General features: G+C 51.0%; 20 protein-coding genes. 4 read left to right on the top strand and 16 right to left on the bottom strand.

All coding sequences use genetic code 11. The features are described from left to right. Nucleotide 1: 1 nt before the first annotated feature. On the bottom strand, nt 2-5,266 hold the full coding sequence (locus JT719_RS16525) for a PAS domain S-box protein (RefSeq protein WP_207434479.1): 5,265 nt from the start codon (nt 5,264-5,266) through the stop codon (nt 2-4). A 162-nt stretch (nt 5,267-5,428) separates the two neighbouring features. Between JT719_RS16525 and JT719_RS16520 the strand changes: the two genes are divergently transcribed. Further along, nucleotides 5,429-6,514, top strand: coding sequence for a glycosyltransferase (locus JT719_RS16520; RefSeq protein ID WP_207434471.1), 1,086 nt, complete (start codon nt 5,429-5,431; stop codon nt 6,512-6,514). Further along, nucleotides 6,511-7,437, top strand: a complete 927-nt coding sequence (gene miaA / locus JT719_RS16515; RefSeq protein WP_207434469.1) for a tRNA (adenosine(37)-N6)-dimethylallyltransferase MiaA — start codon at nt 6,511-6,513, stop codon at nt 7,435-7,437. Before JT719_RS16520 ends, miaA begins: the two co-directional genes overlap by 4 nt. 84 nt (nt 7,438-7,521) lie before the next feature. Here the strand turns inward: miaA and pfkA are convergent, their stop codons facing one another. Then, nucleotides 7,522-8,493 carry a 6-phosphofructokinase gene (gene pfkA, locus JT719_RS16510; protein ID WP_207434467.1) on the bottom strand — a complete coding sequence of 324 codons (972 nt, stop codon included), beginning with the start codon at nt 8,491-8,493 and terminating at the stop codon, nt 7,522-7,524. Between the two features lie 303 nt (nt 8,494-8,796). Here pfkA and JT719_RS16505 point away from each other — a divergent pair, with 303 nt between their 5' ends. Beyond that, nucleotides 8,797-9,225: a tellurite resistance TerB family protein gene (locus JT719_RS16505; RefSeq protein WP_207434463.1), complete on the top strand. Its 429-nt coding sequence runs from the start codon at nt 8,797-8,799 to the stop codon at nt 9,223-9,225. Nucleotides 9,226-9,236: 11 nt separating this feature from the next. Here JT719_RS16505 and JT719_RS16500 read toward each other — a convergent pair whose 3' ends face one another. From JT719_RS16500 to JT719_RS16445, 12 genes are all read right to left on the bottom strand, one after another. After that, a complete protein-coding gene (locus JT719_RS16500; protein WP_207434461.1) occupies nt 9,237-9,875 on the bottom strand; it encodes a hypothetical protein in 639 nt (212 codons plus the stop codon). A 106-nt stretch (nt 9,876-9,981) separates the two neighbouring features. Then, on the bottom strand, nt 9,982-11,739 hold the full coding sequence (locus tag JT719_RS16495) for an SLC13 family permease (protein ID WP_207434459.1): 1,758 nt from the start codon (nt 11,737-11,739) through the stop codon (nt 9,982-9,984). 156 nt (nt 11,740-11,895) lie between these two features. Then, the gene (locus tag JT719_RS16490; RefSeq protein ID WP_207434457.1) at nt 11,896-13,089 is read right to left on the bottom strand and encodes an aspartate aminotransferase family protein; all 1,194 of its coding nucleotides are present in this window, start codon (nt 13,087-13,089) and stop codon (nt 11,896-11,898) included. Between the two features lie 341 nt (nt 13,090-13,430). Beyond that, entirely contained in the window at nt 13,431-13,886 is a 456-nt protein-coding gene (locus tag JT719_RS16485) for a hypothetical protein (RefSeq protein ID WP_207434455.1), read from the bottom strand. Between the two features lie 10 nt (nt 13,887-13,896). Further along, the gene (locus JT719_RS16480; RefSeq protein WP_207434453.1) at nt 13,897-14,316 is read right to left on the bottom strand and encodes a hypothetical protein; all 420 of its coding nucleotides are present in this window, start codon (nt 14,314-14,316) and stop codon (nt 13,897-13,899) included. Between the two features lie 56 nt (nt 14,317-14,372). Continuing rightward, complete coding sequence (locus tag JT719_RS16475; protein WP_207434451.1) at nt 14,373-14,912, bottom strand: RNA polymerase sigma factor; 540 nt, start codon at nt 14,910-14,912, stop codon at nt 14,373-14,375. 176 nt (nt 14,913-15,088) lie between these two features. After that, the gene (locus tag JT719_RS16470) at nt 15,089-16,045 is read right to left on the bottom strand and encodes a transketolase family protein (protein ID WP_207434449.1); all 957 of its coding nucleotides are present in this window, start codon (nt 16,043-16,045) and stop codon (nt 15,089-15,091) included. A 4-nt stretch (nt 16,046-16,049) separates the two neighbouring features. Then, nucleotides 16,050-17,375 (bottom strand): vWA domain-containing protein, encoded by a 1,326-nt coding sequence (locus JT719_RS16465; RefSeq protein WP_207434447.1) that lies wholly within the window; start codon nt 17,373-17,375, stop codon nt 16,050-16,052. A 123-nt stretch (nt 17,376-17,498) separates the two neighbouring features. Continuing rightward, nucleotides 17,499-18,356 carry a transketolase gene (locus JT719_RS16460; RefSeq protein ID WP_207434445.1) on the bottom strand — a complete coding sequence of 286 codons (858 nt, stop codon included), beginning with the start codon at nt 18,354-18,356 and terminating at the stop codon, nt 17,499-17,501. A gap of 151 nt (nt 18,357-18,507) precedes the next feature. Further along, the gene (gene bcp / locus JT719_RS16455) at nt 18,508-18,954 is read right to left on the bottom strand and encodes a thioredoxin-dependent thiol peroxidase (protein ID WP_207434444.1); all 447 of its coding nucleotides are present in this window, start codon (nt 18,952-18,954) and stop codon (nt 18,508-18,510) included. A 190-nt stretch (nt 18,955-19,144) separates the two neighbouring features. Beyond that, the gene (locus JT719_RS16450; RefSeq protein ID WP_242693311.1) at nt 19,145-21,061 is read right to left on the bottom strand and encodes a M23 family metallopeptidase; all 1,917 of its coding nucleotides are present in this window, start codon (nt 21,059-21,061) and stop codon (nt 19,145-19,147) included. Then, a complete protein-coding gene (locus JT719_RS16445; protein WP_207434443.1) occupies nt 21,048-21,659 on the bottom strand; it encodes a fumarylacetoacetate hydrolase family protein in 612 nt (203 codons plus the stop codon). Before JT719_RS16445 ends, JT719_RS16450 begins: the two co-directional genes overlap by 14 nt. A gap of 234 nt (nt 21,660-21,893) precedes the next feature. Here JT719_RS16445 and JT719_RS16440 point away from each other — a divergent pair, with 234 nt between their 5' ends. Beyond that, nucleotides 21,894-22,694, top strand: coding sequence for a M48 family metallopeptidase (locus tag JT719_RS16440; protein WP_341350774.1), 801 nt, complete (start codon nt 21,894-21,896; stop codon nt 22,692-22,694). A 454-nt stretch (nt 22,695-23,148) separates the two neighbouring features. Here JT719_RS16440 and JT719_RS16435 read toward each other — a convergent pair whose 3' ends face one another. Next, nucleotides 23,149-23,970 carry a 3'-5' exonuclease gene (locus tag JT719_RS16435; protein ID WP_205502616.1) on the bottom strand — a complete coding sequence of 274 codons (822 nt, stop codon included), beginning with the start codon at nt 23,968-23,970 and terminating at the stop codon, nt 23,149-23,151. Between the two features lie 10 nt (nt 23,971-23,980). Then, entirely contained in the window at nt 23,981-25,363 is a 1,383-nt protein-coding gene (locus JT719_RS16430; RefSeq protein WP_207434442.1) for a UDP-N-acetylmuramate--L-alanine ligase, read from the bottom strand. Between the last annotated feature and the right edge of the window lie 170 nt (nt 25,364-25,533).

Raw genomic sequence — 25,533 nt, 5'->3', positions numbered from 1 at the left:
GTCAGTTCGATAAAATTTTATTTCGAAAGTTTGCTCTAAAATTAGTAAAACTTGTTTCTAATTCGGAAAAGGTATCTTCAACAAATGTTAATTTACCTTTTAATATATCATGTTCCAACTCTTTGGCTATGGTTGAAACAGTGTCTAAGCCTAAAGTGGAGGCAGTACCTTTGATTTGATGCAGTGTACTCAAAATACCTTCATAATGTTGTGCAGCCACTTCTTTTTTGGCTTCTTCCAATAATTCTGAGGTCTCTTCTTCAAATTCAATGTAAAGCTGTAACGCAAAATCATCTCCACCAATGCTTTTCAGTTGCTCCACCACGTCCATGTTAATGGAGAATTCTCCATCTGGCTGGGGCGCAGAAACCGGCACAGAAACTTCAACTTGTTTTCTTTCTGCCGGGGTACTGTTGCCATACCACTTCTGAATGCGGTGGTAAAGGTCCGAAATCTTCACCGGTTTGGAAACATAGTCATCCAGGCCTTCATTGATGAACTTCTCGGCATCATCCTTCATAGAATAAGCGGTCATGGCAACAATGGGCGGGCATTCCGTTCCCAACAGCTTCTTGAGCTCATGGGTGGCGGTGACTCCGTCCATTTCCGGCATTTGAATATCCATGAAGATGAGGTCATACTGCTTTTGGGTAGCTTTCTCTATTGCCTCAAACCCGTTTGAGGCCACATCAGCAAAACAGCCCATTCTTTCCAGCAGTTTTAGGGCTACTTTCTGGTTAATCTGGTTATCGTCTACCAACAATAATTTTGGCTCAGGATCAAACTGCCCAATCTCCTCCAGTTCTTTGGCAGATTGCAGCTGTTCATGGATCTGCTTGATATCATCGGCCTCGCGGCAGAGAATCGTAAACCAGAAGGTACTTCCTTTGCCGGGTTCAGATTCCACGCCTATCTGTCCGCCCAGCAATTCACTTAATTGCTTGGAAATGGCAAGTCCCAAACCCGTTCCTCCAAAAGATTTGGAGGAGGAATTGTCTAGCTGGGTGAAATTGGTGAACAGCAACTGAATGTCTTCCTCACTGATGCCAATACCGGAGTCTTTTACCCGGAACATGATCAGGTGTTTATCATCTTCGCCCTCCACTCTGCTTACTTCTACACTAACAGTGCCCTCATTGGTGAATTTGATAGCGTTAGAGGTAAGGTTAGAGAGAATCTGCAACAGTCGGGTTTCATCTGTAATGATATACCGTGGGGTATCTTCTGATATCTCGTAGGTGAAGGTAAGGTCTTTCTGGGTGGCCCGGTTGGCGAACAGAGAATGTATCTTGTCCAGCACGTAGAACAAGTCTATGCCGGTTTCATGCAGCTGAAGCTTACCCGCCTGAATTTTTGAGAGATCCAGAATGTCGTTGAGAATATCCAGCAGGGCATCAGAGGACTTGCGCAGGGTGTCTATGTAGTCGGTCTGTTCATCGTTGGAAGCCGTGTGATGCAACAGATCAATCATCCCGATGATGCCGTTCATTGGGGTGCGCAACTCATGGCTCATGTTAGCCAGGAACTGGTTTTTGACCTGCAGCGAGTTTTCGGCTACTTCTTTCGCTCTGATCAGTTCCCGTTGCGTTTCTTTCAGCTCCGTAATATCCCTGCAAACTCCTTCAATGGCTACGGGTTCCTGGTTCTGGTTCAGGATCAGGCGGGAGTTGATCAGAACTTCTATTTCCTGTTGCTGGTTGGTGCGCAGCGTGGTTTCAAAGTTCCGGACCGTTTTCTGGTTGAAGAGCATTTTCAGCAGTTCTTCGCGGTCTTCTGGGTAGACATACAGCTGGCTGATGTTCATGCGCATGGCCTCGCTTTGGGTATAGCCCAGCACCTCCTGCACAGAAGGGCTTATCAACTGGAAGTCGCCCTCAATGCCGGTTTTGTAGTACAGATCCTGGAATGACTCAAAGATCTGGCGGAATTTCTCTTCGTTCTCGGCCAGACCCAATTGGGAGATTTTCTTCTCAGTGATATCCAGGGCGATGGCAGAAACGTCTTCAAAGCTACCATCCTCCAGGTAAATAGGATTCAGCAGAACCTCACGCCATTCGCTGGTGCCGCTTGGGTGCCGCAGTTCAATTTCAAACTGCTGCGGCTGGCCTTCAAACGCCCGCTCATAGGTTTGCTTCATCACTCCAAAGTAATCCTCATTGAAGAACGAACCCACCAGTTTGCTGAGTTTTGTTCCTTGTTCCGGCAGGTTACCCGTCCAGTTCTGCACTTCATGCGAGAAGTTGCGGTTAAAGGAAGTAAGTTGGTATTGGCGGTTAATGGACCACATAAGGTGGTTACCGCTTTCAAAAATGGCTTTTAACCTGGCGTTTTGCAGAGTGATTTGCTCTTCGTTCCGTTTCCGTTCAATGGCAAGCGCAACCTGGTTGGAGATGAAGTGCAGGATCTCAATATCAGTGCTCACATAAGCCTCTGGGTTTTTGTAATCCCGCACGGCAATTACCCCAATGATGCGGTCGCCAATGGAGAGGGGAGAGGAAAGCATCACTTCTGGTACCACACCGTTCACCTCAATCTTTTTCTCATCCACCAGCTTCATGAAGTCTGCTTTGGTGGCGTACAAAGGCTTCCCGGTTTTGATAATATACTCGGTCATGCCCATGGAGAAGGGGCGTGGTGCCGCCGGTTCATTGGAGAGCTGGTCTACATAGTACACAAAGTTGATGAGGTCTTTCTCCTCATCAAACAGCGCGATGTAGAAGTTATGGGTCTCAATGATTTTGCTCAGTTCCCGGTGGATGGCGCTGTACAAAGACGGTAAGTCTTTGGAGCTGATGGCCAGGTTGGCAATGCTGTAGTACACCTTCTGCAGGCGCTCGGCCTTAATACGGTCGGTGATGTCGTGCAGGATGGCGCGGGTGGCAATGGGTTTGCCATCTTGCCAGCTGCAGTTGATACTACCAATGAGGTGAATCGGCTTGCCGCTTTTGGTCAGGAAAACGGTTTCTATTTTGTTCACATCTTCGCCTTTGTACAGGTTGCGGAGCTGGTAAATGAGCTTGGCTTTGTAGTAGGGGTGAACAATGTCATTAAGGGTCAGGTTTTCAATGTCATAATCGTTGTAGCCCAGTTTCTCTTTCCAGGCCCGGTTCACGAAAATGAATTTGTTATCGGTGGAGATGTTCTGGATCAGGTCATGCGCGTTGTCAAACAGATCCTGGAGCCTGATCTTGTTGTCTTTCAGGGCTTCCATGGCAATCCGCTTGTCGGTCATGTCTTTCCCCACGGCGGTGATCCCCACCACTTGCCCTTCGGCATCCATCTCAAACATGATGTTCCATCGCAGAATCTTCACTGACTGGGATTTGGTGATCAGGTCCCACTCATAGTAGCTGCGCAGGCTCTTGTTCTGCAACGCCTTCTTGATTTCCTGAATGCGGGTTGATCTATCCTTCTCAGGCACAAAAAGGTCATAGTAGTTTTGGCCTACCACTTCCTCGCGCTTGTAGCCGGTGTATTGCAGAAAGTAATCGTTCACGTACACCACCCGCAGGTCAAGGTCCATGCTCACATAGGCCAGGTTCACCTGGCTCAGGAACGTACGGAACTGGTGCATGGATTCGCGCAGTACCTCTTGGCGGCGCAGCAGGGCTTGGGCTTCTTTTTTGGAGGTGATGTCCCGCACAATGCACTGGACAAAGTTCACTCCCTCCAGCTGGATGGCGCTGATGCTTACTTCACAGTCAATGATGGTACCATCGGTTTTCTCAATGCGCCACTCAAAGGAATGGGGTTTGCTATCCTGAACGGTGCTTTCAATCATCTGCAATGATTTTTCCACCGAGGAGGTGTTATCTGCCTGCAGCCCCGGGGAAAAATCTGCCAGACGCTTGCCAATGATATCCTGCTTGTCACAGTCTAACAGCACAGTCGCCTGGAAGTTGCAATCGGCAATCTGGGTATTGTTCAGCAGGAACACGGCATCGTTGGAGGACTCAAACAAGGTCTTGTATTTGCCTTCTGAGTAATGCAGTTCCTGCCGCAACTCAAACTTGGAAAGGTAGGAGCTTACCTCAAACCCAATATGGTTCACAAATTCAGTAAGGCTGGAGGTCATGTGGGCGGCATCATCTATCAGCAGCACCAACGTGGCCAGGTAATATTTCTCGGTACTGACAGGCATGGCCAGCAACTCCCTTTTGTTGAAGAGGTGCTGAAAATTGCGCGAAATGCTTAGGATGGAACGGTCTTTACTTTTGTTTTCCAGCTGTTCCAGAAACTCCGGCGCTAAGGCTAGCACGCTCTTTTCCTGAAGCAGAATGGAATGCTCTCCTTTGCTGGTCACCAACTGCACCATACGCGTAGCCGGCTGAAACACGTACACGCCACCACCACTTATGGTAGGCAGTTTGATCAGTTCGGTGAGCACCCTAGACAGAATATCCTCGGGCGTTTTCAGGTTAGAGAACTGGGGCAGCAGCTTGTTCATGAATTCCTGCTGCTCTTGTTTCTGCTTGCTGTTTTCTGCCTCGTTTTCTGGTTTTTCAATGAATTTGGCGGTACCCAATACCACGTCCTGGCCAAAGTACTTGCCGCTTTTAAAGGAAAGCATCAGCGGGAAAGAGGTGCCATCAGTCATGGTAAACCACCACACAAACCGCTGGGTTTTACCGCTGCAGGCCTGCAGAATCCGTTTCTTGAAAGCGATCTTTTCTGATTGGTTTAGCTCAAACGCCTCAAAAACGCTTTTGCCTATGAGGCTCTGCTTTTCCAACTGGATGACCTGCAGCGCTTCTTTGTTGACGTCAATGAAGATGCCTCTTTTGTCCAGGATGAAGAGCGGGTCGCTGCTTTCTTCAAAGATGCTGCGGTAGCTTGACTCAGTCGCGAACATGTCGCCCACCGGCATCACCTCGGCCGAGGCGGAACGCAGGGCGATGTAAAGCAAATCAAACCCGTTTTGTTTTACCAGGCTGGACTTGAAGTACAGCAGGTTGGCATCCAGGGAGGTCTCTTTGGACTGGATAAAACCACTTATGTTTTTGCGGTGCCGCAGCAAACGTATGTTACGGTCAAAGGCTGTATGATACTTCTCATCCAGCATTTCCTTGATGTTCTTATCCGGGGAAATCACATTTCCTCTGAAGAATGCCTCTCTGGCTTGCCGGTTAGAAGAAAGGATGGTGCCATCTGGCTGACAGACAAAAATGCATTTCCGGCTCCCGCTCACATGCTCCGCAAAATCAATCAATTGTGCTGCGGCTGCAATTTGTGCTTCCCGATCTACAGAGGTTTGAATTGTTGTCATATCCAGTGATTCTTCTTGTTCAGGTAATAACCAACCTTTGTTTTTGCAGCACTTGGCTGGAAATAACCTATTTTAGCAAAAATAACTTAAAAATCCATTTATTGCATGGAGGGGAAGCGGCCACAGAAAAAAGCTGCTTGGTTTAGTCCCTTATTCCAGAACATGGGTAAATCCATCGTCTTCACGGTTACCACCGATCTGAGCCATGACCAACGGATGCAGCGCATTGCCGGCAGCTTGGCGGCTGCCGGTTTTAACGTGACCCTGGTAGGTCGAGCCTTACCCCAATCCCCCGCACTGAAATCGTTGCCTTATCATCAGCACCGGATCAGGTGCTACTTCCTCAAGGGGCCGCTGTTTTACCTGGAGTACAATCTTCGGTTGCTCCAGTGGTTGGTTTCAAAGCCTTACGATATTTTGGGCACCATAGACGCAGATACGGCTCTGGCAGGGGTAGTGGCGGCCACCATCAGGAAAAAAACACTGGTGTATGATGCCCACGAACTCTTCCCGCAGATGCCCGAAGTGGTCAACCGGCCTAAAGTGAAGAAGCTCTGGGCTTGGCTGGAAAAAATGGCCTTCAGGAAAGCCACGCTGGCCTATACCGTGAGCGACTCTCTGGTGCAGTATTTCCAGAAAACCTACGGCAGAAAAGTAGAGCTGATCCGGAACATGCCCTGGTTACAGGCAATCACTCTTGTGCCTGACTCTCCCCCGTACTTTATCTACCAAGGTGCCCTGAATGTAGGCAGAGGATTGGAAAACACCATCAAAGCCATGCAGGGTGTTCCGGCCCGCTTGTTGATTTGCGGCGATGGGCCTTTGAGGCAAGGGCTGGAGCAGCTAACGCAGCAACTAGGCTTAGAAGATAAGGTCATTTTCAAGGGGAATGTAGTACCAGATGAGTTACGAATGATAACGGAATCGGCGGTGGCCGGAATTATGCTGCTGGAAAACCAGGGACTGAGTTATTACTACTCGCTGGCCAACAAGTTTTTTGATTATGTGCAGGCCGGTATCCCTCAGGTGTGTGTGCCATTCCCCGAGTACCAGAAACTGAACGCTCAGCACCAGGTTGCCTTATTGACTTCCTTGAAAGTAGAAGAAGTGCGTGCCAGCTTGCTAACTTTGCTGCAGGACCAGACAACGTACCACCGGTTACAACAGAATTGCCTGTTGGCCCGCCAGGAATGGTGCTGGGAGCAGGAAAGCCAGAAGCTGGTGGTACTTTACGCGCAGTTAACATGAAGAACGGTAAATTTTTAGTGGTAGTGGTGGGGCCCACCGCGGTTGGCAAAACCGATTTCTGTGTGCATTTGGCGCGTCATTTCCAGACCGATATCCTCTCTATGGATTCCCGGCAGTTTTTCAAAGAACTCAGCATTGGAACCGCCAAGCCAAGCCCAGAAGAGCAGGGGGGCGTAACGCACCACTTCATTGATTCGCACTCCATCCTGGAAGAATATAATGCGGGCGCTTTTGAAGAAGATGCCCTGAACCTGTTGAACAGCTTATTCCAGGAACACCAGGTGGTGATAGCCACGGGCGGATCTGGGCTGTACGTGCGGGCTCTGTGTGAGGGGTTGGATGAAATGCCTGAGATTCTGCCTGGCGTACGGGAAGCGCTGACCCAACAGTTGGCGCAGGACGGATTGCCTACCTTAGTAGCCCAGCTTCAGGAACTGGATCCGGTGTACGCCGCGCAGGTAGACCCTCAGAATCCGCAGCGGGTGGTACGGGCCTTGGAGGTTTGTTTAAGCAGTGGCCAGCCGTATTCTTCTTTCAGGACCAGGAGCAAAGAGCGTGCAAGAGACTTTCACATCATCAAAATAGGCCTAAACAGAGACAGGCAGGAGCTTTACGACCGCATAGACCTTCGGATGGACCTCATGCTGGAGCAGGGGCTTTTAGAGGAGGTAAAACGCATGTTGCCGTACCGAAACCATCAGGCATTGCAGACCGTGGGGTATACAGAGCTGTTTGATTACCTGGACGGAGCCTACCCTTATGAAGAAGCCGTACGGCTGCTGAAGCGCAACAGCCGGCGCTACGCCAAACGGCAACTGACCTGGTTCAACAGAGACCCGGAGGTACAGTGGTTCCATCCTGGGCAGTTCTCAGAGGTGCTGGATTATATTAAGGCCCAGATGAGAAAAGCAGGGGAGCAGTAAGGCTTAGAGCAAAGAAAAAGCGAATCGGGGCTGTTTTCCAGAAAACAGCCCCGATTCGCTTTAAAAGCAACTGGTGCTTAAAGGTTATACGCTCAGTACTTCCACTAATTTGAGGAAGCTCTCGCTGATTGGTTTCTTCTTGGTGATGGTGTCATGGAAAGGAGTGTACACCAACTCGCCGTTGATCACACCCACCATTTCATTTGAACGGCCGGCAAGCAGACCTTCTACAGCCGCCATTCCCATCTGGCTGCTCAGCAGGCGGTCGGCAGCGGTTGGTTTACCGCCGCGCTGTACGTGCCCGATGATGGTTACTTTGGCATCCATTTGCGGAAGCGCTTCCTTCACCTTGGCGGCAATCTCAGTGGCACCACCTTCGTCGTCGCCTTCGGCCACAATGATAATGAAAGACGTCTTGGAGCGGCGCCAGCCTTGCTGTAAGGTATCAATTACCTCTGGCATAGAAGTGATAGTCTCAGGGATCATCACCATCTCAGCGCCCCCGCCAATGGCGCAAGGCAAGGCAATGTAACCAGAGTCTCTACCCATTACCTCCACAAAGAATACGCGTTCGTGACTGTCGGCGGTGTCTCTGATCTTGTCAATGGCATCAAGGGCGGTGTTTACGGCGGTGTCATAGCCAATGGTGTAATCGGTACCGTACAGGTCATTGTCAATGGTACCTGGGCAGCCGATGATCGGAATACCGTACTCCTCATGGAAGATCTGCGCTCCGGTGAACGTACCGTTTCCGCCAATAGCCACAATTCCCTCAATCCCGAACTTGGAGATCTGGTCAAAAGCTCTTTTTCTGCCCTCGGGCGTATGGAATTCCAGGCAGCGGGCCGATTTCAGGATGGTACCGCCTTTTTGGATTATATTACTCACGGAATGCGAAAACAAGCGGTAGATCTCTCCCTGGATCATTCCGTTGTACCCGCGGCCAATTCCGTATACTTCTAATTTATGGTAAACTGCTGTCCGCACTACGGCGCGGATACATGCATTCATGCCGGGAGCATCTCCCCCAGACGTAAAAACGGCTATTTTCTTCATCTTAACATCTAATACGGAGCCACAAAGTAAGGCAATACCTTACAATTCTCAAGTTTTTGTGGCCTTCTATCTTATAAAAGATTGTTCTTGGGCTCTCTTACAAGCAATTCCAAATCACACTTTACATGGGAAAAGTTTCTGAAAAACGCCTTTCAAGAAAAATTTCAATACTTTTCCTGAATAGGTGCAGCAAATTTCTTCACTTTTCGTAATTTATAAGGTGCAAATTTCTTTGTGCAAGAATTTGCGTAAAGGTAAGGCAAGCCCGGGAAATTTTCTGACCACCACCAATTCAGTAACCCTATGTTTTCAATTTTTGAGAGTGAGGAAACAAAACGGCTCAAAAGCCATATTGTTAATTTAGGCGCATTGGCTAAAATTGATGGGCATATAGATTCGGCGGAGATGGAGCACATCATCTCTATTGGCGAACGCAAAGGTATGCGGGCCCAGGAAGTGCGCGCGCTGCTGGCCGATAGTAGTAACGTGAAACTAACCATGCCCAACAATGACCTGGACCGGTTTGATCAGATCTATGACCTGGTGGAGATGATGCTGGCTGATGGCATTGTGGATGACAGCGAGATGGAGTTCTGCGTTGACATTGCCACCAAAATGGGCTTCAGAAAGGCCGTAGTAGGGGTCCTGATCAAGAAAATCACCACCGGGGTGAAAGACGGCCTCTCCCGTGAGGAAATAAAGGAAGAAGCCATCAGCTTTCTGGAGCTGTAAGCAGCAAGCCCTCAATCTCCGGTTTCAAATTTCCTGAATTTGCCGTTGTCCCACACGTACGTAGCCGTGTAGTTCTCTGCGCCCACTGAAATCCCGTCTAAAGGGATACTCATTTGTTTGCGGGTGGCGTAATCATAATACTTAGCGGTTTTCTTGGCTAAGGTGAGATACCGGATGCTCCTTTTCTTGCCGTCAATATCAAACAACTGGTGCCTTTCCAGCAGGTGCTCCTGAAAATCGGCTTTGTTCTTCAGGAATGCATACACAAAGGCAGAATCCCTTTCCAGTAGCTGAATGGCGTAATCCTGTTGCTTGTCTCCGTTGAAATCGGCTTCCAGGTAATAAGGGCCTTGTTCCTCTTTGGGTACCCGTTGCACGTCATAGTCAGTCAAGGTAGGGAATTGCCACAGGCCATGGGTTCGGTCCAGGTGGACTTCCAATTCGGCGGGCAGTTGTTGTTTCACGTCCAGGGGTGGGGTGGAGGTAGTAGCCGTGCCGTCTTCCGGCGCATTGGAAACAGAATCCACTACCTGCTCCAGGGAAGTGCTGGCAGAATCTGAGGCAGGCGGAAGCACCGACAAATCTTCCGGGTCTTTCTTGGGAGAACACCCCAGCAACAAAACAAAGCCGAAGCAGAGTACACGGTTCATACGCCTAACAAATGGTTCCTTACCAGTACGCGAAGCTTCCTCTGCCTGTTGGCTAAAATCCAGTTTCTGGCTTGTTTTCTGAGAAACAGCCGTAAAACAGCAAAATCTATAGTGGCCAGAAAATAGGTACCAGAAACAGGATAATCAGGACCAGGATAAGCGTGAGCCCCGACCCAATCTTAAGGAAATCCTTGAACGAGTACTTGCCCGGGCTATAAACCAGGATACAGGAGGGCTCAAACGGGGTAATCAAGGACACCGAGGCTGAGAGCATAATGGCGATAGCGAACGTGCGCGGATTGGCGTCTAGCTGTTGGGCCGTTTGCAGGGCAATGGGCAGCACCACCAGCGCGGCCGCGGCATTGGACATGGGTTGGGTCAGGAAAACGGTTAGTAAAATAAACCCCGCCAGGATGACCAGTATACCAAATGGTTCCAGCATATCTACGATAAACTGGGCCAGAAACTTATCTGCCCCGGAGTTTTCCATGGCCATCCCGAAGGCCGTCATACCGCCAATCAGCACCAGCAAACGCCAGTCAATCACCTGGTAAGCCCTGTCGGTGGTTATACATTTGAAAAGCACGCTTAAAACGGCCGCTCCCAGAAAGCAAATGGAAAGCGGCAGCAATTCAAAGCTCCCCAGCAGAATGGCGGTGATAAAGAAAATAAGCGTGAGGATGCCCTTGCGCTCCTTGAACAGGATAGGCTTGAACTCATCCAGCACCGCTAAATGCTGATGCGTTTTAAGGTATTCCAGCCGCTCGGCGGAACCTTGCACCAGCAACAAATCCCCCAACTGGAGCTGCACGTCCCCAATCTTGGTCCGGATGGTTTCGCCCTGGCGGGAAACCGCCAGCACCACCAGGCCAAAACGCCGCTGGAATTCCACTTGCTTGATGGTACGTTTCAGGAGGTCAGACTTACCGGTAATCAGGATTTCGGCCAGCCGTATATCGCCGCCCACTAAATCTTCTTCCACAAATACGTCGGCCAGGATCTGGATTCCCTTGGTTTCCTTTACCTTGATAAGGTCATCAATCTCGCCCTCCACCAGTAGGATGTCCTGGGTTCTGATGCGGGTGCGATAATCTGGCAGGAAATTTTCCTTGTTCCGAATGATGTTCAGGATCCGGAACCCCATTTTAGACAGGTCAGAGGCGAAGGCTACCTGCCCGATCAGGGGGGAATCATCCTGCACAATGATCTCGGTAAGATAGGTTTTGATGTTGTATTTGGTGGTAAGGCCCTGCGAGGTGCCCGCTGGCAGCATGCGTTTGCCAATGGTCATCATGTACACAATGCCCACCGCAAAAATGATGAGCCCTATTCCGGAGAATTCAAAGAAACCGAAGGGCTCCATGCCCGCTTTGCTCACATAACCGCTTACCGCCACGTTGGTGGAGGTTCCTATGAGCGTACAGGTACCGCCCAGAATGGAAGCATAGGCCAGGGGCATCAGGTATTTAGAGCTACTGGTGCCCATTTTCTTGGCCACTCCCACAATGGGCGTCACAAAGAGAGCCGTTACGGTTGTGTTGTTCATGAACGCCGAGATAGCCCCGGGAATGACCATGATGAACAGCAACAAGGCGGTGGGCCGGTGCCCGGTATGGCGCATGAGCCAGTTCACCAGAAAGTCTAAGATGCCCGTGTCTTCCAGGGCGGCGCTCAGCACGAAGATGGAGGCCAGAATAATAATGAAATCGCTACTGAAACCGGCGAACGCTTCGGCGGGGGTAATGATCTGGGTGCTCGTTAAAACAATAAGCAGGATGAGGGTCACCACATCCACAGAAAGTTTCTCTGAGGCAAACAGGCCTATGGCAAGCAATAAAAGGCACAGGACTAAAGCTATCTCCATGCAGAGGAGGGGGATTATAGGTAAGTGGTTCTTTTCTTAAGCTCAAAGAGCCAGCATGTAAATGACTGGCTCTGATTCGTGCTTGTACTGTATGTGGGTTTAAAAGGTTCAGAAATTAAATACGGTTTATTTTTGGGCTGTTTTCTGCAAAACAGGTTAGAAACCCAGTTCCTCAGTAATAGCCGTTAAAATAAGATCACAAGCTTCGTCTATCTCCTGGAAGGTAATGGTAAGGGGCGGCGCAATGCGCATGGAATTGTCACAGAACAGGAACCAGTCGGTGAGCACGCCTTTCAGAATTGCATTATCTATGATGGCTTTCAGAATCTCAAAGGATTCAAACTCCACGGCCATCATCAAGCCCTGGTTTCTGATCTCCTGAATAGCAGGGTGCGCCAGCCGTTCTTTGAACCGGGCCGCTTTGGCCGGAACCTGCGCTAGAAGTCCTTCTTCCTGAATCACCTGTAACGTAGCCAGAGAGGCCGCGCAGGAAACCGGATGACCGCCAAACGTGGTGATGTGGCCCAGCATGGGATCATTCTTCAGAGAATGCATGATCTCACGGCGCGAGATAAACGCCCCAATGGGCATTCCGCCTCCCATACCTTTGGCGCAGGTGAGGATATCTGGCACCACGTTAAACTGTTCAAAGGCCCAGAAAGTACCCGTCCGCCCGAAACCGCTTTGGATCTCGTCCAGGATCAGCAGCGCACCTACTTCCGTACACCGCTGGCGCAGGGCTTGCATGTAATCCTGGGTGGGCACCCGAACGCCGGCCTCGCCCTGCACAGTTTCCAGGATGACGGCCGCGGTGCGATTGGTAATCAGGTCCAGGTCTTCCAGTTGGTTGTGCCGGATGTGGCGCACATCTGGCAACAGCGGCCGGAATGCCCGCTTGAAACCCTCTGAACCGTTCAATGAGAGGGAACCCTGGGTAGAGCCGTGGTACGCATTGTTAAATGCCACCAACTCCGTACGGCCGGTGAAGCGCTTGGCTAGTTTACAAGCTCCTTCCACTGCTTCGCTGCCAGACGAAACAAAATACACATTGTCCAGGCCAGTGGGTAAGGTTTGAGCCAGGGCATGGGCCAGTTGCGCCGGCGGTGCCTGCACAATCTCCCCGTACACCATCAGGTGCAGGTATTTGTCTAGCTGCCCTTGAATGGCCTGTAACACCCGTGGGTGGCGGTGCCCCACGTTGCTCACCCCAATCCCTGAAATCAGATCCAGGTACCGCTCCCCGTTAGGACCGTACATGAACACGCCCTCGGCACGCTCCACTTCTAAGAGCAAGGGAAAATCGGTGGTCTGGGCTTGGTGCTGAAGAAAGAGCTGGCGCGGCGATAACATAATATTTTGATTTAAGTCAGCCACAAAGATACGAAGATTGCCGGTAGGCGTGGGATTTTGGGGGAAGTTCAGCCAAATGGATAGAAATGTTTGACCTGGTTCCCTCGCTCGCCTCCGGCGAGTGTGCGTTATTTTGCGGCGTCCCGCCGCTATGCATATATTCCCAGTGTATGAGATTACAGTTAAGGCCTTCCCCATCGCGGCCAGAGGCCGCCCTATAACTCACACTCGCCGGAGGCGAGCGAGGGGAGGTGGTTAACGATTTCAGCTCATTTTCACCAAAACAGGCCTAAAAAGAAAAAGGAGACTTTCGTCTCCCTCTCTACACTAAAACCAAATTGTTACTTGCTGGCGGTTTGCAGGCGCTCCAGCAGCAGTTTCGTGAATTCCCGATCTGCCCGGTAAAAGGTGGCCAGTTGCCGGGGGCTGATGATGCGCAGATAACGCTCCATGTAATCTCTGTCCAGGTCCAGTTCCCGTTGGCGCAGGTTGAGCCGGGTTTCCAAACCGGCTTGTATCTGCTCATCAGAAAGGTTATTCAGGTTTTCTTCCTTCACAGAGCGGCTTTTCTGGCGGAGCTCGTTTCTGCGGCTTTCGTGCTCTTTGTAAAGGGGCCAGAAACGTTGAGCCTGCTCAGTGGTGAATTTCACCTTGTCAGAGATGAAGGCGATTTTAGCCGTCTCTATCTTCTCTATGCGTTCTCTACGTTCTTCTGGAGTTTCTTTCTTCTGCGCCTGGGCGAAGGAGACCGACCCCATCAGCAGCAGAACCAGAAACACTACTCTTGTTACTTTCATTCTCTTTATATTAACGGTACTCATACGCTTCTTCCAACAGCTCTTTTCTTTGCTCTTCGGTTATGTCTGAGGAGCGTACATCCAGAAACTCCAGAGACTCCCGAGGCTTCACGGCGGGCACCTCGGCCAGATCAGAGGTTTCCAGGTCCACGCGGGTGGTGAGGTAATGGTAGATGTCTTTTTGGGATACCTGCGCCATTACTTCCTCAGCAGATGGATCTGTGTTGTAGTACTGGGTAGCCAGAAAAGACAAGGCAAACACCACCCCCAGAGAAGCACCCGCCACCGCCGTTCTGAACTGCCGGAACCACGTAACCGGCGATGCGGCCGGGGCAGAGGCGTAAGCGGTACGCTGCATAATGCGGGTAGGCAGGGCATCAAAATAATGCTCGGGTACCTGAAAGCCCGGTTCTTTGGGTAGTTCTGTCATGTCAAACTCCTTTTTCATTTCCATCTGCCTGTTAGATTGAAGTTAAGCCCTGAGGTTTAATCTTTTTTCAAATATTCTTCAATTTTTTTCACCGCAATGTGGTAAGAGGCCTTGAGGGCCCCCACCGAAGTACCCAGAATCTCAGAGATTTCCTCGTACTTCATTTCATCAAAGTATTTCATGTTGAAGACCAGCCGTTGCTTGTCGGGCAGACGCAGAAGCGCCTTCTGGAGTTTCAGTTGGATCTCGTCGCCGGTGAAAGAATCTGAGGAATCCAGTTTCTCAGAGAGCTCAGCGGCTACGTCGTGGAGGGGCAGGAAGAAGCGTTTCTTTTTGGAGCTCAGGAAGTTGAGGCACTCGTTGGTGGCAATGCGGTAGATCCAGGTGTAGAGCTGGGAATCTTTGCGGAAATTTTCCAGGTTGGTCCACACTTTCACAAAGACCTCCTGGGTCAGGTCATCGGCATCGTCATGGTCAATCACCATTTTACGCACGTGCCAATACACCTTCTGCTGGTACTTGCGCACCAGTTGGTTAAAAGCCAGGTTGCGGGAATCTGGGTTCTGAAACTTCTCTAAAATCTCTTTGTCTTCCAAGGGAAGTTAGCTGTTCGGTGTTCGTAATCAGTTGGGTAAGGCAAGTAGAGGTTTATTCAAATGCTGAGATGATGGAAGAAAAAGCTTCTGTTTTAAGGCTATTCTAGCTAAAACGGTCTTAAAACAGAAGCGAGTTCATTTACTGGTTTAACAAACTGATCACGAACACCAAAAAACTATTGCTTACGGGCTATGGCGCGCTTGGCGGCGTCTACAATGCTTTGCTCGTTTAGGCCGTATTTCTCCATCAACTGCTCAGGAGTACCGCTCTCGCCAAAGGTGTCTTGCACGGCCACAAACTCCTGCGGAGTTGGCAATTGCTGCGCCAGCACCCGGGCCACAGATTCGCCCAGGCCGCCCATGTAGTTATGCTCCTCGGCAGTAACTACGCAACCGGTTTTGCGCACCGATGCCAGAATAGCCTCGGTATCCAACGGCTTGATGGTGTGGATGTTGATGATCTCAGCGTCAATGCCTTGCTCTTCCAGCAGTTTGCCCGCCAGAATAGCTTTCCATACCAGGTGACCGGTAGCCAGGATGGTGACGTCTTTGCCTTCGTTCAGCATGAGGGCTTTGCCAATCTCAAATTTCTGGTCGGCAGGGGTGAAGTTAGGCACCACCGGACGTCCGAAACGCAAATACACCGGACCTTCATAATCTGCGATGGCAATGGTAGCGGCTTTGGTCTGGTTGAAGTCACAAGGGTTGATCACCGTCATGTGCGGCAACATTTTCATCATGCCTATGTCTTCCAGAATCTGGTGGGTAGCTCCGTCCTCGCCCAGGGTCAGACCAGCGTGCGAGGCGCAGATCTTCACGTTCTTGCCAGAATACGCCACTGACTGACGGATCTGGTCATACACGCGCCCGGTAGAGAAGTTAGCGAAGGTACCGGTGAACGGAATCTTACCGCCAATGGTCATACCGGCGGCAATGCCTATCATGTTGGCCTCCGCGATACCTACCTGGAAAAAGCGCTCCGGAAACTCCTTGATGAAGTCGCCCATTTTAAGGGAGCCCACCAGGTCAGCGCACAGCGCCACCACATTGGGGTTGGTTCGGCCTAATTCCAACAAACCGGCCCCAAAACCGGAGCGGGTATCTTTAGATTCTGAGTAAGGGAAATCCTTCATCTTATTAGTTGAAAAGTTTTATCGTAGTGGTCAAATTTGATTTAATACTAAAGTCTTTCACATCTGTGAACTGGCTGCCTTTGGCAGATCTTATCCTGAACACCAGGCGATAGCGGCCCGGCTGCAGCGGAACACTTATTTTGCTGCTGCCCTCTGGCATGTTCCAGATCCATTGCTGGCTACCGTCTGGTTGCAGCAGGTAAAGGCTGCCGTAGCCCTGCAAATCCTGCGTAATGCTCAGGGAGCCGGGTGGGGCAAAGGTCACCTGTGTGGCCTGGCCTTGCTTTACCGTAACAGTTTGCCTGATGCGCGGCAAGGTGAGCAGCTCCACTTCATAGGTACCGGCCAGGTACTTCTGCTGGCTGGGGAACCGTTGGGTATTCAGGATATAGGGGCTGCCTTTTTCCCGCACCAACGCCGTCATAGACCCATAGGAGGTAGGCGCATCCTGCCGAAGGTACAGATACCCCTGCGGGGCTTTCACCCGGAATACGTTGTGCTGGCCTGGCTTGATGTTCAGGTTCTTGAGCTGCACCGCCGGGATGGTGTTCACCACCAGGTCATACGAAAGCAGGGCGTCAATCTCCAGCACATCGGTTTTGCCGGTAACATCCATGTAATGCACATAGTTGTACTCGGGTTGGTCGGTCACGTTGTTCATGAACGTCATGTTCACGTTGGTTTCCACCGGCCGGCCGGCATCATCTGTGAGCTCCACTGAAACGGTGGTTTTCTTCAGGGCGATACTGATGACGTTGTCCAGCACTTTCTGGAAGGTCTTGATGTCTGAGGCATTATAGTACTGCCCCATACACCCAAACTGCTGCGCATAACCGGGGTCATCGCCCAGGCCAATGATGAACGGTTTCAGGAACACCCGCTTTTTCTGCAGGGCCAGTGAGGCCGCACAAGGGTCTCCGCCGCAACTCTCCAGGCCATCGGTGATGATCACGATAACGTTCCGGGAGTTTGGGTCCTGCGGAAAGTCCTTCGCCGATTGTTCCAGTGAGTAGGTAATGGGCGTGTTTCCTTTGGGCGTAATCTGCTGCAGCCGCCTTTTGATGTTGTTGGCGTTGTGCGCCGCAAACGGTACCTCCAGTTTAGTGTCTTTGCAGTTCTTCTGGTTTACCGGTGTCTGGTGCCCGTACACCCGCAGCCCAATCTCCAGGTTGGAGTAGGAGTCCAGGGAGTCGGCCATGCGGGCCAGCATGCGTTGCGCAACTTTCCAGCGGTCACTGGTTTCCCATTTAGCCATCATGGAACCCGAGGCATCCAGCAGAAACAACAGACGGGTTTTCTTAGGCGGCGGCGCGGGTTTGTTTTGGGCCATGGCAGGCAACGCCAGGCAGGCTCCCAACAGGAGACAACAGAACCACAGACAAACAAACCGCAAGCGCTTCATACCGCAGAGAAAACACAGGCCGGTACCGCAGCACCAGATCCAGGAAGAATATTAATAGTCGTTGAGGGTTTCTTTTAGTTGAACCAGCGCTTGCTCCAACTGGGCATCGTTAGGGGCAACACCGTGCCATTTGTGAGAGCCCATCATGAAATCCACGCCGTAGCCCATTTGGGTATTCATGAGAATACAGATTGGCTGGCCCTGGCCGGACAGTGATTTAGCTTCGTCCAACACCGGAATGAGGCTGGCGAAGTTGTTACCGTTGTCGCAGTTCAAGACCTTCCACCCGAACGCCTCAAACTTAGCGCGCAGGTTACCCAGGCTCATCACCGCATCTACCGGTCCGTCAATCTGCTGGCCGTTGTAGTCTACGGTCCAGATGAGGTTGTCTACTTTGTGGTGCGGGGCATACATGGCGGCTTCCCAAATCTGGCCTTCTTCCAACTCACCGTCACCGGTTAGCACGTACACCAATGAATTATCGTTGTTCAGTTTCTTGGCCTGAGCTGCTCCAATAGCTACGGATGGACCCTGGCCCAATGAACCAGAAGCGATGCGGATGCCAGGCAGACCTTCTTCGGTGGCCGGGTGACCCTGCAACCGGGAGTTCAGCTTACGGAAAGTAGCCAGTTCTTTGGGGTCAAAGTAACCAGCTCTGGCCAGCACACTGTACCAAACTGGAGAGATGTGGCCGTTGGACAGGAAGAACAGGTCTTCGCCGATGCCGTTCATGTTAAACGCTGGGTCATGCGTCATCTGACGGAAGTACAGGGTTACCAGAAACTCGGTACAGCCCAAAGATCCGCCGGGATGGCCGGAGTTTACCGCGTGGACCATGCGCACGATATCGCGGCGTACCTGGTGAGCCACGTTCAGCAGTTGATCTGCATCATAATTGAATGGATTCATGCTATTGAATTCAGGTTTTGGTGGGTTGATAAATTGAAAGTAGTACTCTGTTCTGTTAATCTGTTTCAGGCCTGGTTTTACGGAAATGGGCGTAAAACAGAAAAGGGTTGCAATTCCCTACCAAAAGGAATCACAACCCTCTTACTTCTGGTTATTTCAGCAACTGGGCCGTATGGTTTTTGGTGTCTACCTTGGTGATAAGGTCTTCAATCTTGCCTTCCTCATCAATCACAAACGTATAGCGCATGGTACCCATGTACTTACGGCCGTACATGCTTTTCTCCTGCCATACGCCGTATTTCTCCACAATCTGCTTGTCAGTATCGGCCAGGAGCGGGAAGGGCAGGTTGAATTTCTGGATGAACTTCTGGTGCGATTTTTCATCGTCTACGCTTACGCCTAGCACCACGTACCCTTTGGCTAAAAGCGCATCATGGTTGTCGCGGAGGTTGCAGGCCTGAGCGGTACAGCCCGGCGTATCGTCTTTAGGATAGAAGTAAAGCACTACTTTCTTTCCTCTGTAATCACTCAATTTTACAGGTTGACCGTTCTGGTCTTTCGCCTCAAAATCTGGGGCAATGTCACCTACTTGTAGCACAGTTTTATTTTGTTTGTCTTAAAATCAAATCTGGTTCAACCGTTGGTGTTGGTGGCAAGCAGCAGAGATAACCAACGGATGTTTTCAGGCTCTTTTCTTAAAAGTAGCCATAAAACGCTAGTTTATTGCCTGGGTAGCGCAAAAATTTGCCGCACCGGCCAGTAAGAACTACCAAAAACAGGAATGCTCCTTAGATTTTGGTGGTAAAAACGGCTTCGTTGCCCATGGCATCCTTCACCCGCAGCACCACATCTCCCTTCAAAGGTACTGTTTTGTCCAGTTTCTCTGACGTGAGCAAGGAGGCTTTGTGCTCCCATTTCAGGAGAAGCCATTGGCCGTTCACCTCGCAAGACCAGGAGGCAATCCCGGATAAATTGTCTTTGATCCGGAAACTGATCTGGTTAGGCGATTTGCTGGCCAGTTTTATGGTAGGGGCCACGGTATCGCTCAGCACTTTGAACTTGCCCAGGTCTTTGGCCGAGAACGTAATGGCGTCTCCGTTCCAGGTGCCTCCCAGAAAACCGGCCCCGCGTCCCCAACCCAGGGAGTAGACCGCCGCCTTTGATTTATCTGCGGGCAGTTTGGAAGGCCTGATGGTGACCTTGGCTGGCTGGAACAAGGTAGTCAACGGGTTGTTGATGCTGAACACATCATTCGCGTCGCGGTCGGTTTGCAGGATGAGCGTGTCATACAGAGACTTCTCGGCGAAGGTGATGTCCAGAAAGCGGTTGGAGTACAGGTACTCGGTGTTAGGCGGTACCATGTGGCTGAAAGGGAAACGGGCTTTGATGCCGGCTACCTCGGCAGAATCTGGTAACCCGCCAATCAGGTTGTAGAGGTACACAGATCCGGCGCTGGTGGTGTAAGAAGGGATCACCGCGTACTTGTAATTGCCCATGTACAGGTCCAGGTTGCGGGCCTCGGTGGCAGTATCGGCTACGGTAATTTTCAGGATGCTGCCCATTACTTCGTGCCCAATCTTTGGTTTCACCACTTTTGGCGTAGCCAGTGCTTTATAGGCGCTGCTTTCGCCTTTGATGAAGAAACGCAGCTGGCTGGTGTTCTTGTAAGAATCTAAAAGATCTGCCACTACCTCGTACACTTTGCCTTCTTCTATCCTGAACCGGCCACGGTTGGCGTCAATTTCATAGATTGGCAGTGTGTTGCCGTCTGCTACGTACAGCCGCTGGAACGCTCGGTTATTTAGTTTCAGCACCGGGAAGTTGATGTGCGCCGAAACTTGGCGTTGCTTGTTGAAAGGAACTCCGTCAATGGTATGCCGGTAGATGGTTTCCCCGTTAATGCGCAGTTCCATGGCCTGCACGCCGTTGGTGTTGGCCGCTCCGTTGTATTGGTCAATGGCCTGGATTTCCAGTCCCAGCAAGCCCGCGGCCGAAATGGTGTCTCCAATGGTATAAACGCTCCCCTGTTTCACTGGGGTGAATTCACGGCGGGTGAACTCGCCATTTACCCGGCCATCAATCCCCTGAGGGTTCAGGGCGAAGTTGTACACGGTGGGAGGGATTTGGTCCACAATCTCCGTGAAGCCGTACCGCAGCGGGTTGAGGAGGTTGTCTTTGGTATCGCGGACCTCAAAGTGCAGGTGCGGGCCGCCCGAACCACCAGTGTTGCCGGAGAAGGCAATCACATCGCCCTTCTTAACCGGAAACTGCGACTCATTGAAAAACGCCTCTACCTCAAACGACTTCTTCTCATACTGTAAGCCCAGCATATAGTCAGCCAGGGCCGGTACAAACTGGCTCAGGTGGGCATACGTAGTCACCAGCCCGTTGGGGTGTGTCACATGGATGATGTAGCCGTAGCCGTAGCTGGAAACCTTTACCCGGGAGATGTAGCCATCGCCGGCGGCATACACCGGCAGGCCAATCTTGCCTTCGGTTTTGATGTCAATTCCGCCGTGGAAGTGGTTAGGCCGTATCTCGCCCATGCTCCCGGAGAGAAAGTTCTGGGTACCGGGTTTGATGGGAAATACAAAAGGATTTGCGGCAAACGGAGCCTGCTGGGGTTGTGGTGCCTGGGCCAAAGCGGCCCCGCCAGCGCCCAAAAGCAAGGCTGCCAGGTATGTTCCTAAACTACTTAACTTCAAAGTTCAATAGGGTTTTGTCTTCAATAAACGCCTCTAGTCTGTCACCTATTTTAACCGGACCCACCCCGGCCGGAGTACCGGTAAAGACAAGATCGCCTTTTTTGAGGGTAATAAACCGGGACATATACGCCAGGATGGAGGCAAAGTCATGCAGCATCATGCCGGAATTTCCCTGTTGCTTAACCTCGCTGTTCAGTTTGAGCCCGAAATTGATGTTATCAAAGGCCGGGAACTCCTCCACGGGTAAAAAGTCAGAGATAGGGGCAGAGCCGTTGAAGCCTTTAGCCAGGGTCCAGGGCAAGCCTTTGGCTTTGGCTTTGGACTGCAGGTCACGGGCCGTGAAGTCCACCCCAACACCGATGGCGTCAAAATACTTGGCCGCAAATTTAGGCTGGATGTTCTTGCCCTCCTTGCTGATGCGCAGCACCAGTTCTACCTCGTAATGGATGTCTGAGCTGTAATCTGGATAATAGAAAGGCTCATTGTTGCGCAGAACGGCGGTATCGGGTTTAAAGAAAATAACGGGCTCTTCCGGCACCTCGTTTTTCAGTTCGGCAATGTGCTCTGCGTAGTTCCTTCCTATGGCAAGTATTTTCATGACTTTTTTGTTTTCAAAGATAGGGCTTTCTGCCTGCCGCCTCAAGTTTGGAAAAGACTCTTACGGTAAAAATAAAATTGGCATGGAATTGTATGGAGTAAAAAATAGATTTGCGCCCGGATAAACCTAAGGTTAACACTTTGTCTTGTATTCTCCGTATAGTTCAACGGTCCTGTACAGAGGCAGAGCGCCCGGCGGAATCCAGTTTTTGTACCACTTAACCTATCTATGAAAATGAGTATGTTTAAAAATGCACTGTTTACCTTGGCGGTTCTGCTAATGGTGGGGTGTACCACAGTTCCTATCACCGGACGCCGGCAACTATCGCTGGTGAGTGACCAGGAAGTGATTGCCATGTCTTTCCAGGCTTATAATGAGACCTTAAAACAAAGCAAATTATCTACTAACGCTTCCCAGACCGCCATGGTGAAACGGGTGGGCCAGCGCATCCAAGGCGCGGTGGAACGGTACATGGCGCAGAACGGACTTTCTTCCCAACTGGAGGGGTATCAGTGGGAATTCAACCTGATTGACGATCCTAACCAGCAAAACGCCTTCGCGATGGCGGGTGGTAAAACTGCCGTGTACACTGGTATTTTGCCTATCACGCAGAATGAAACCGGACTGGCCGTAGTAATGGGCCACGAGATTGCCCACGCCATTGCCAAGCACTCCAACGAACGCATCAGCCAGCAGATGGCGCAGCAATACGGCGGTGCCGCCCTTGGTGCGGTGGTAGGCGCAAGATCTGCGGCCGCCCAGGAAATCGCGAACACCGTGTACGGAATTGGAACCGGCGTAGGCTTGCTGAAATACGGCCGCGATCAGGAGTCTGAAGCAGACCACTTAGGGTTGATCTTCATGGCTATGGCCGGTTATAACCCAGAAAGCGCCGTAGATTTCTGGCAGCGTATGGCCGCCGCTGGCGGAGGTGGAACCCCTGAGTTTCTGAGCACGCACCCGTCCAACGAAACCCGTATCCGTAACATCCAGAACCACTTGCCAGAAGCCAAAAAGTATTACGCTGCTCGCTAAGTCATGAAAGCAAGAACGAAATGGTTTGTGTTCGGTGCCGTTTTAATGGCCCTTTTGCTGAAATCTGATAAGGCTAGATAGTAGCGCCTTGCACGTATCAGGTAGCACGACCTTCCGAAACAGAGAAGCCTTTTTCACAAGAAAGAGGCTTCTCTGTTTTTAAGCTGTTTTCAGGAAAACAGGCCTAATACAAATATCTACTATGGCGCGGAAGTTACTTCCGTGACTTGAGCATATCAATAAGGAAAGGCACGGAAGTAACTTCCGCGCCATATAGGGGAATTCCCGCGCCATATAGGACTGCTTTTGGTTCTAAACAGCAAGGCCTCCTTCAAACAAAGGAGGCCTTGCTGTTTACAGGCTTATTTTATAACACTAAGTTAAATTGAATCCAATAATGTCTAGTTGCTTGAACCTAATGTCTAGCTACTTGATACGTGCTACTTGCTACCAACTACAGTTTCATGGCCGTTTGCTGAAGGGCTCCGCGGAGTTTAATGCGGGTCAACACTTTCTTGGTGTAGAGCGGGAAATTGCCTTTCATCATCCAGTCATAGTAGCTAGGCTCTTTCTTGAGCACCTCTTCCACCACTGAGTTTTTGTGCTTCCCGAAATTAAAGACTTCCACGCCTTGGGCATTGTACACAATGCAGCCAGACAAGTCGGCGGTTTTCTGGAAGGTGAACTTGTGCAGGGCCTGCATGTCGTTCTGAACGGGAAAATGAGACTGGTCCTCTGCCCCGGGAAGCGGAACATTGGCATAAAGGCTCACCTGGCTTTTCAGGATCTCGTACGTGGCGATGGTATCTGCCTCGGCGGAGTGGGCGTTCTCCAGGGTTTTGTCGCAGTAGAACTTGTAGGCCGCCGAAAGGGTGCGCTGCTCCATCTGGTGGAAAATACGGCACACGTCTACAATGGCGCGGTTCTCAATGTCAAAATCGATGTTCACGCGCAGAAACTCCTCGGCTAGCAACGGAATATCGAACCGGATCAGGTTGAAACCGCCTAAGTCACAGCCCCGCAGGAACTCATCCAGCGATTTAGCCAACTGCGCAAAGGTGGGACAATCGGCCACGTCATCGTCATAGATCTTGTGGATCATGCTGGACTCAATGGGGATGGGAATGGTGGGGTTGACGCGCCGGGTCTTGAGGATTTCCTCGCCGTTGGGCATCACCTTTAACATACTGATCTCCACAATACGGTCTTTGCAGATGTCCACGCCCGTGGTTTCCAGGTCAAAGAAGACGATGGGCTTGCGTAGATGTAATTTCATGCGCCAGAGGTTAAGAAGCGGTGATTTTATTGGCTAGTTCCTGCAGATCCAGGTTCCCGAAGTTACCCGAGGTCATCATGAGCAGGTTTTTGTCTTTCCAGTTGGTGTTGAGCAGGTACTCCTGCAGGGCCTGGTTATCGGTATACACTTCTATCGCTTCATCGCCAAAGGCAGCCTTCAGATCTGCGGGATCCAACGGAGGCATGCGTTTGTGCTCCAGGGTCTTGGGGTTGAAGTAAACAATCTTCACATCGGGCGCCAGGAAGGTGCCCTTGTACTGCGGCAGAAAGTCTTTGTTCAGGCTGCTGAAGGTGTGCAGCTCCAGGCAGGCAATCAGTTCGCGCTCCGGAAACTGTTTCTTCAGGGCTTCAGACGTGGCTTTCAGCTTAGATGGTGCATGGGCGAAGTCTTTGTACACCAGGGTGCTCTCGCTTTCCCCAATCTTCTCCAGGCGGCGGGCGGCTCCTTTGAAGGTAGCCAGCGCCTCATAGAACGCCTGCCCTTTAATACCGATCTGCTTGCAGACTTCTTTGGCCGCGGAGATGTTGCGCAGGTTATGCTCGCCAAACAGTTGGATCTCTACATCGTCCTTCTTGGTTTTGAGTACGGTTTTGCCATTCTTCTTGATCTTATGCTCATGGATGGTGTAGCCAATGTAATTCACGTCTGAATTGTTGGGTACGCATACTTCCAGCACCTGCTCATCGTCCTGGTTGTAGATCAGGGTACCGGCTTTTGGCGTCATGTCCACGAAAATGCGGAACTGCTCGCGGTAGTTCTCCTCGGTTGGGAACACGTTGATGTGGTCCCAGCTGATGCCACTGATTACCCCAATGTGGTGGTGGTACTTATGGATTTTTGGTACCCGTTGAATTGGCGAAGACAGGTACTCATCACCCTCAATCACAATGATGGGAGCTTCCTCGGTGAGTTTCACCATGAGGTCAAAGCCTTCCAACTGGGCACCCACCGCGTAATCAAACAGGCGGTTGTGGTATTTGAGCACGTGCAGGATGATGGACGTGATGGACGTCTTGCCGTGGCTACCGGCAATCACAATGCGCTGCTTGTTTTTGGACTGCTCGTAGATGAACTCCGGGAAAGAGAAAATGGGAATGTTGTTCTCCTGCGCGAAGAGCAGCTCGGGATTATCTGGGCGGGCGTGCATGCCCACGATCACGGCATCAGGGAGAGGGGAGAGTTTCTCCGGGAACCAGCCTTCGGCTTCGGGGAGCAACCCGTCCGCTGCCAATCGGCTTTTGGCCGGTTCAAAAATCTCATCGTCAGAACCGGTGACTTTCAAGCCTTTCCGGTGCAATGCCAATGCCAGGTTATGCATAATGCTTCCCCCAATGGCAATCATGTGGATGTGTTGATACGCCGCTGTACTCATGTAATCTCGTTCAAAGAGAGCAAATGTAGTTAAATTCCCCTACGCACTACTGCTACGCACCAAACGGATTTGTGGATATCTGCCCGGAAATTTGTGGATTACTTTTTGGGGTGCTGAATGGGATTAAGCTTCACCTTGCTCATTTCTTCCTAGAAAAGTTGGGCTGTTTT

Origin of the sequence: Sabulibacter ruber (assembly GCF_017355955.1) — a bacterium.
Lineage (GTDB): Bacteria > Bacteroidota > Bacteroidia > Cytophagales > Hymenobacteraceae > Nibribacter > Nibribacter ruber_A.
This window is presented reverse-complemented; position numbering and strand designations above follow the sequence as displayed.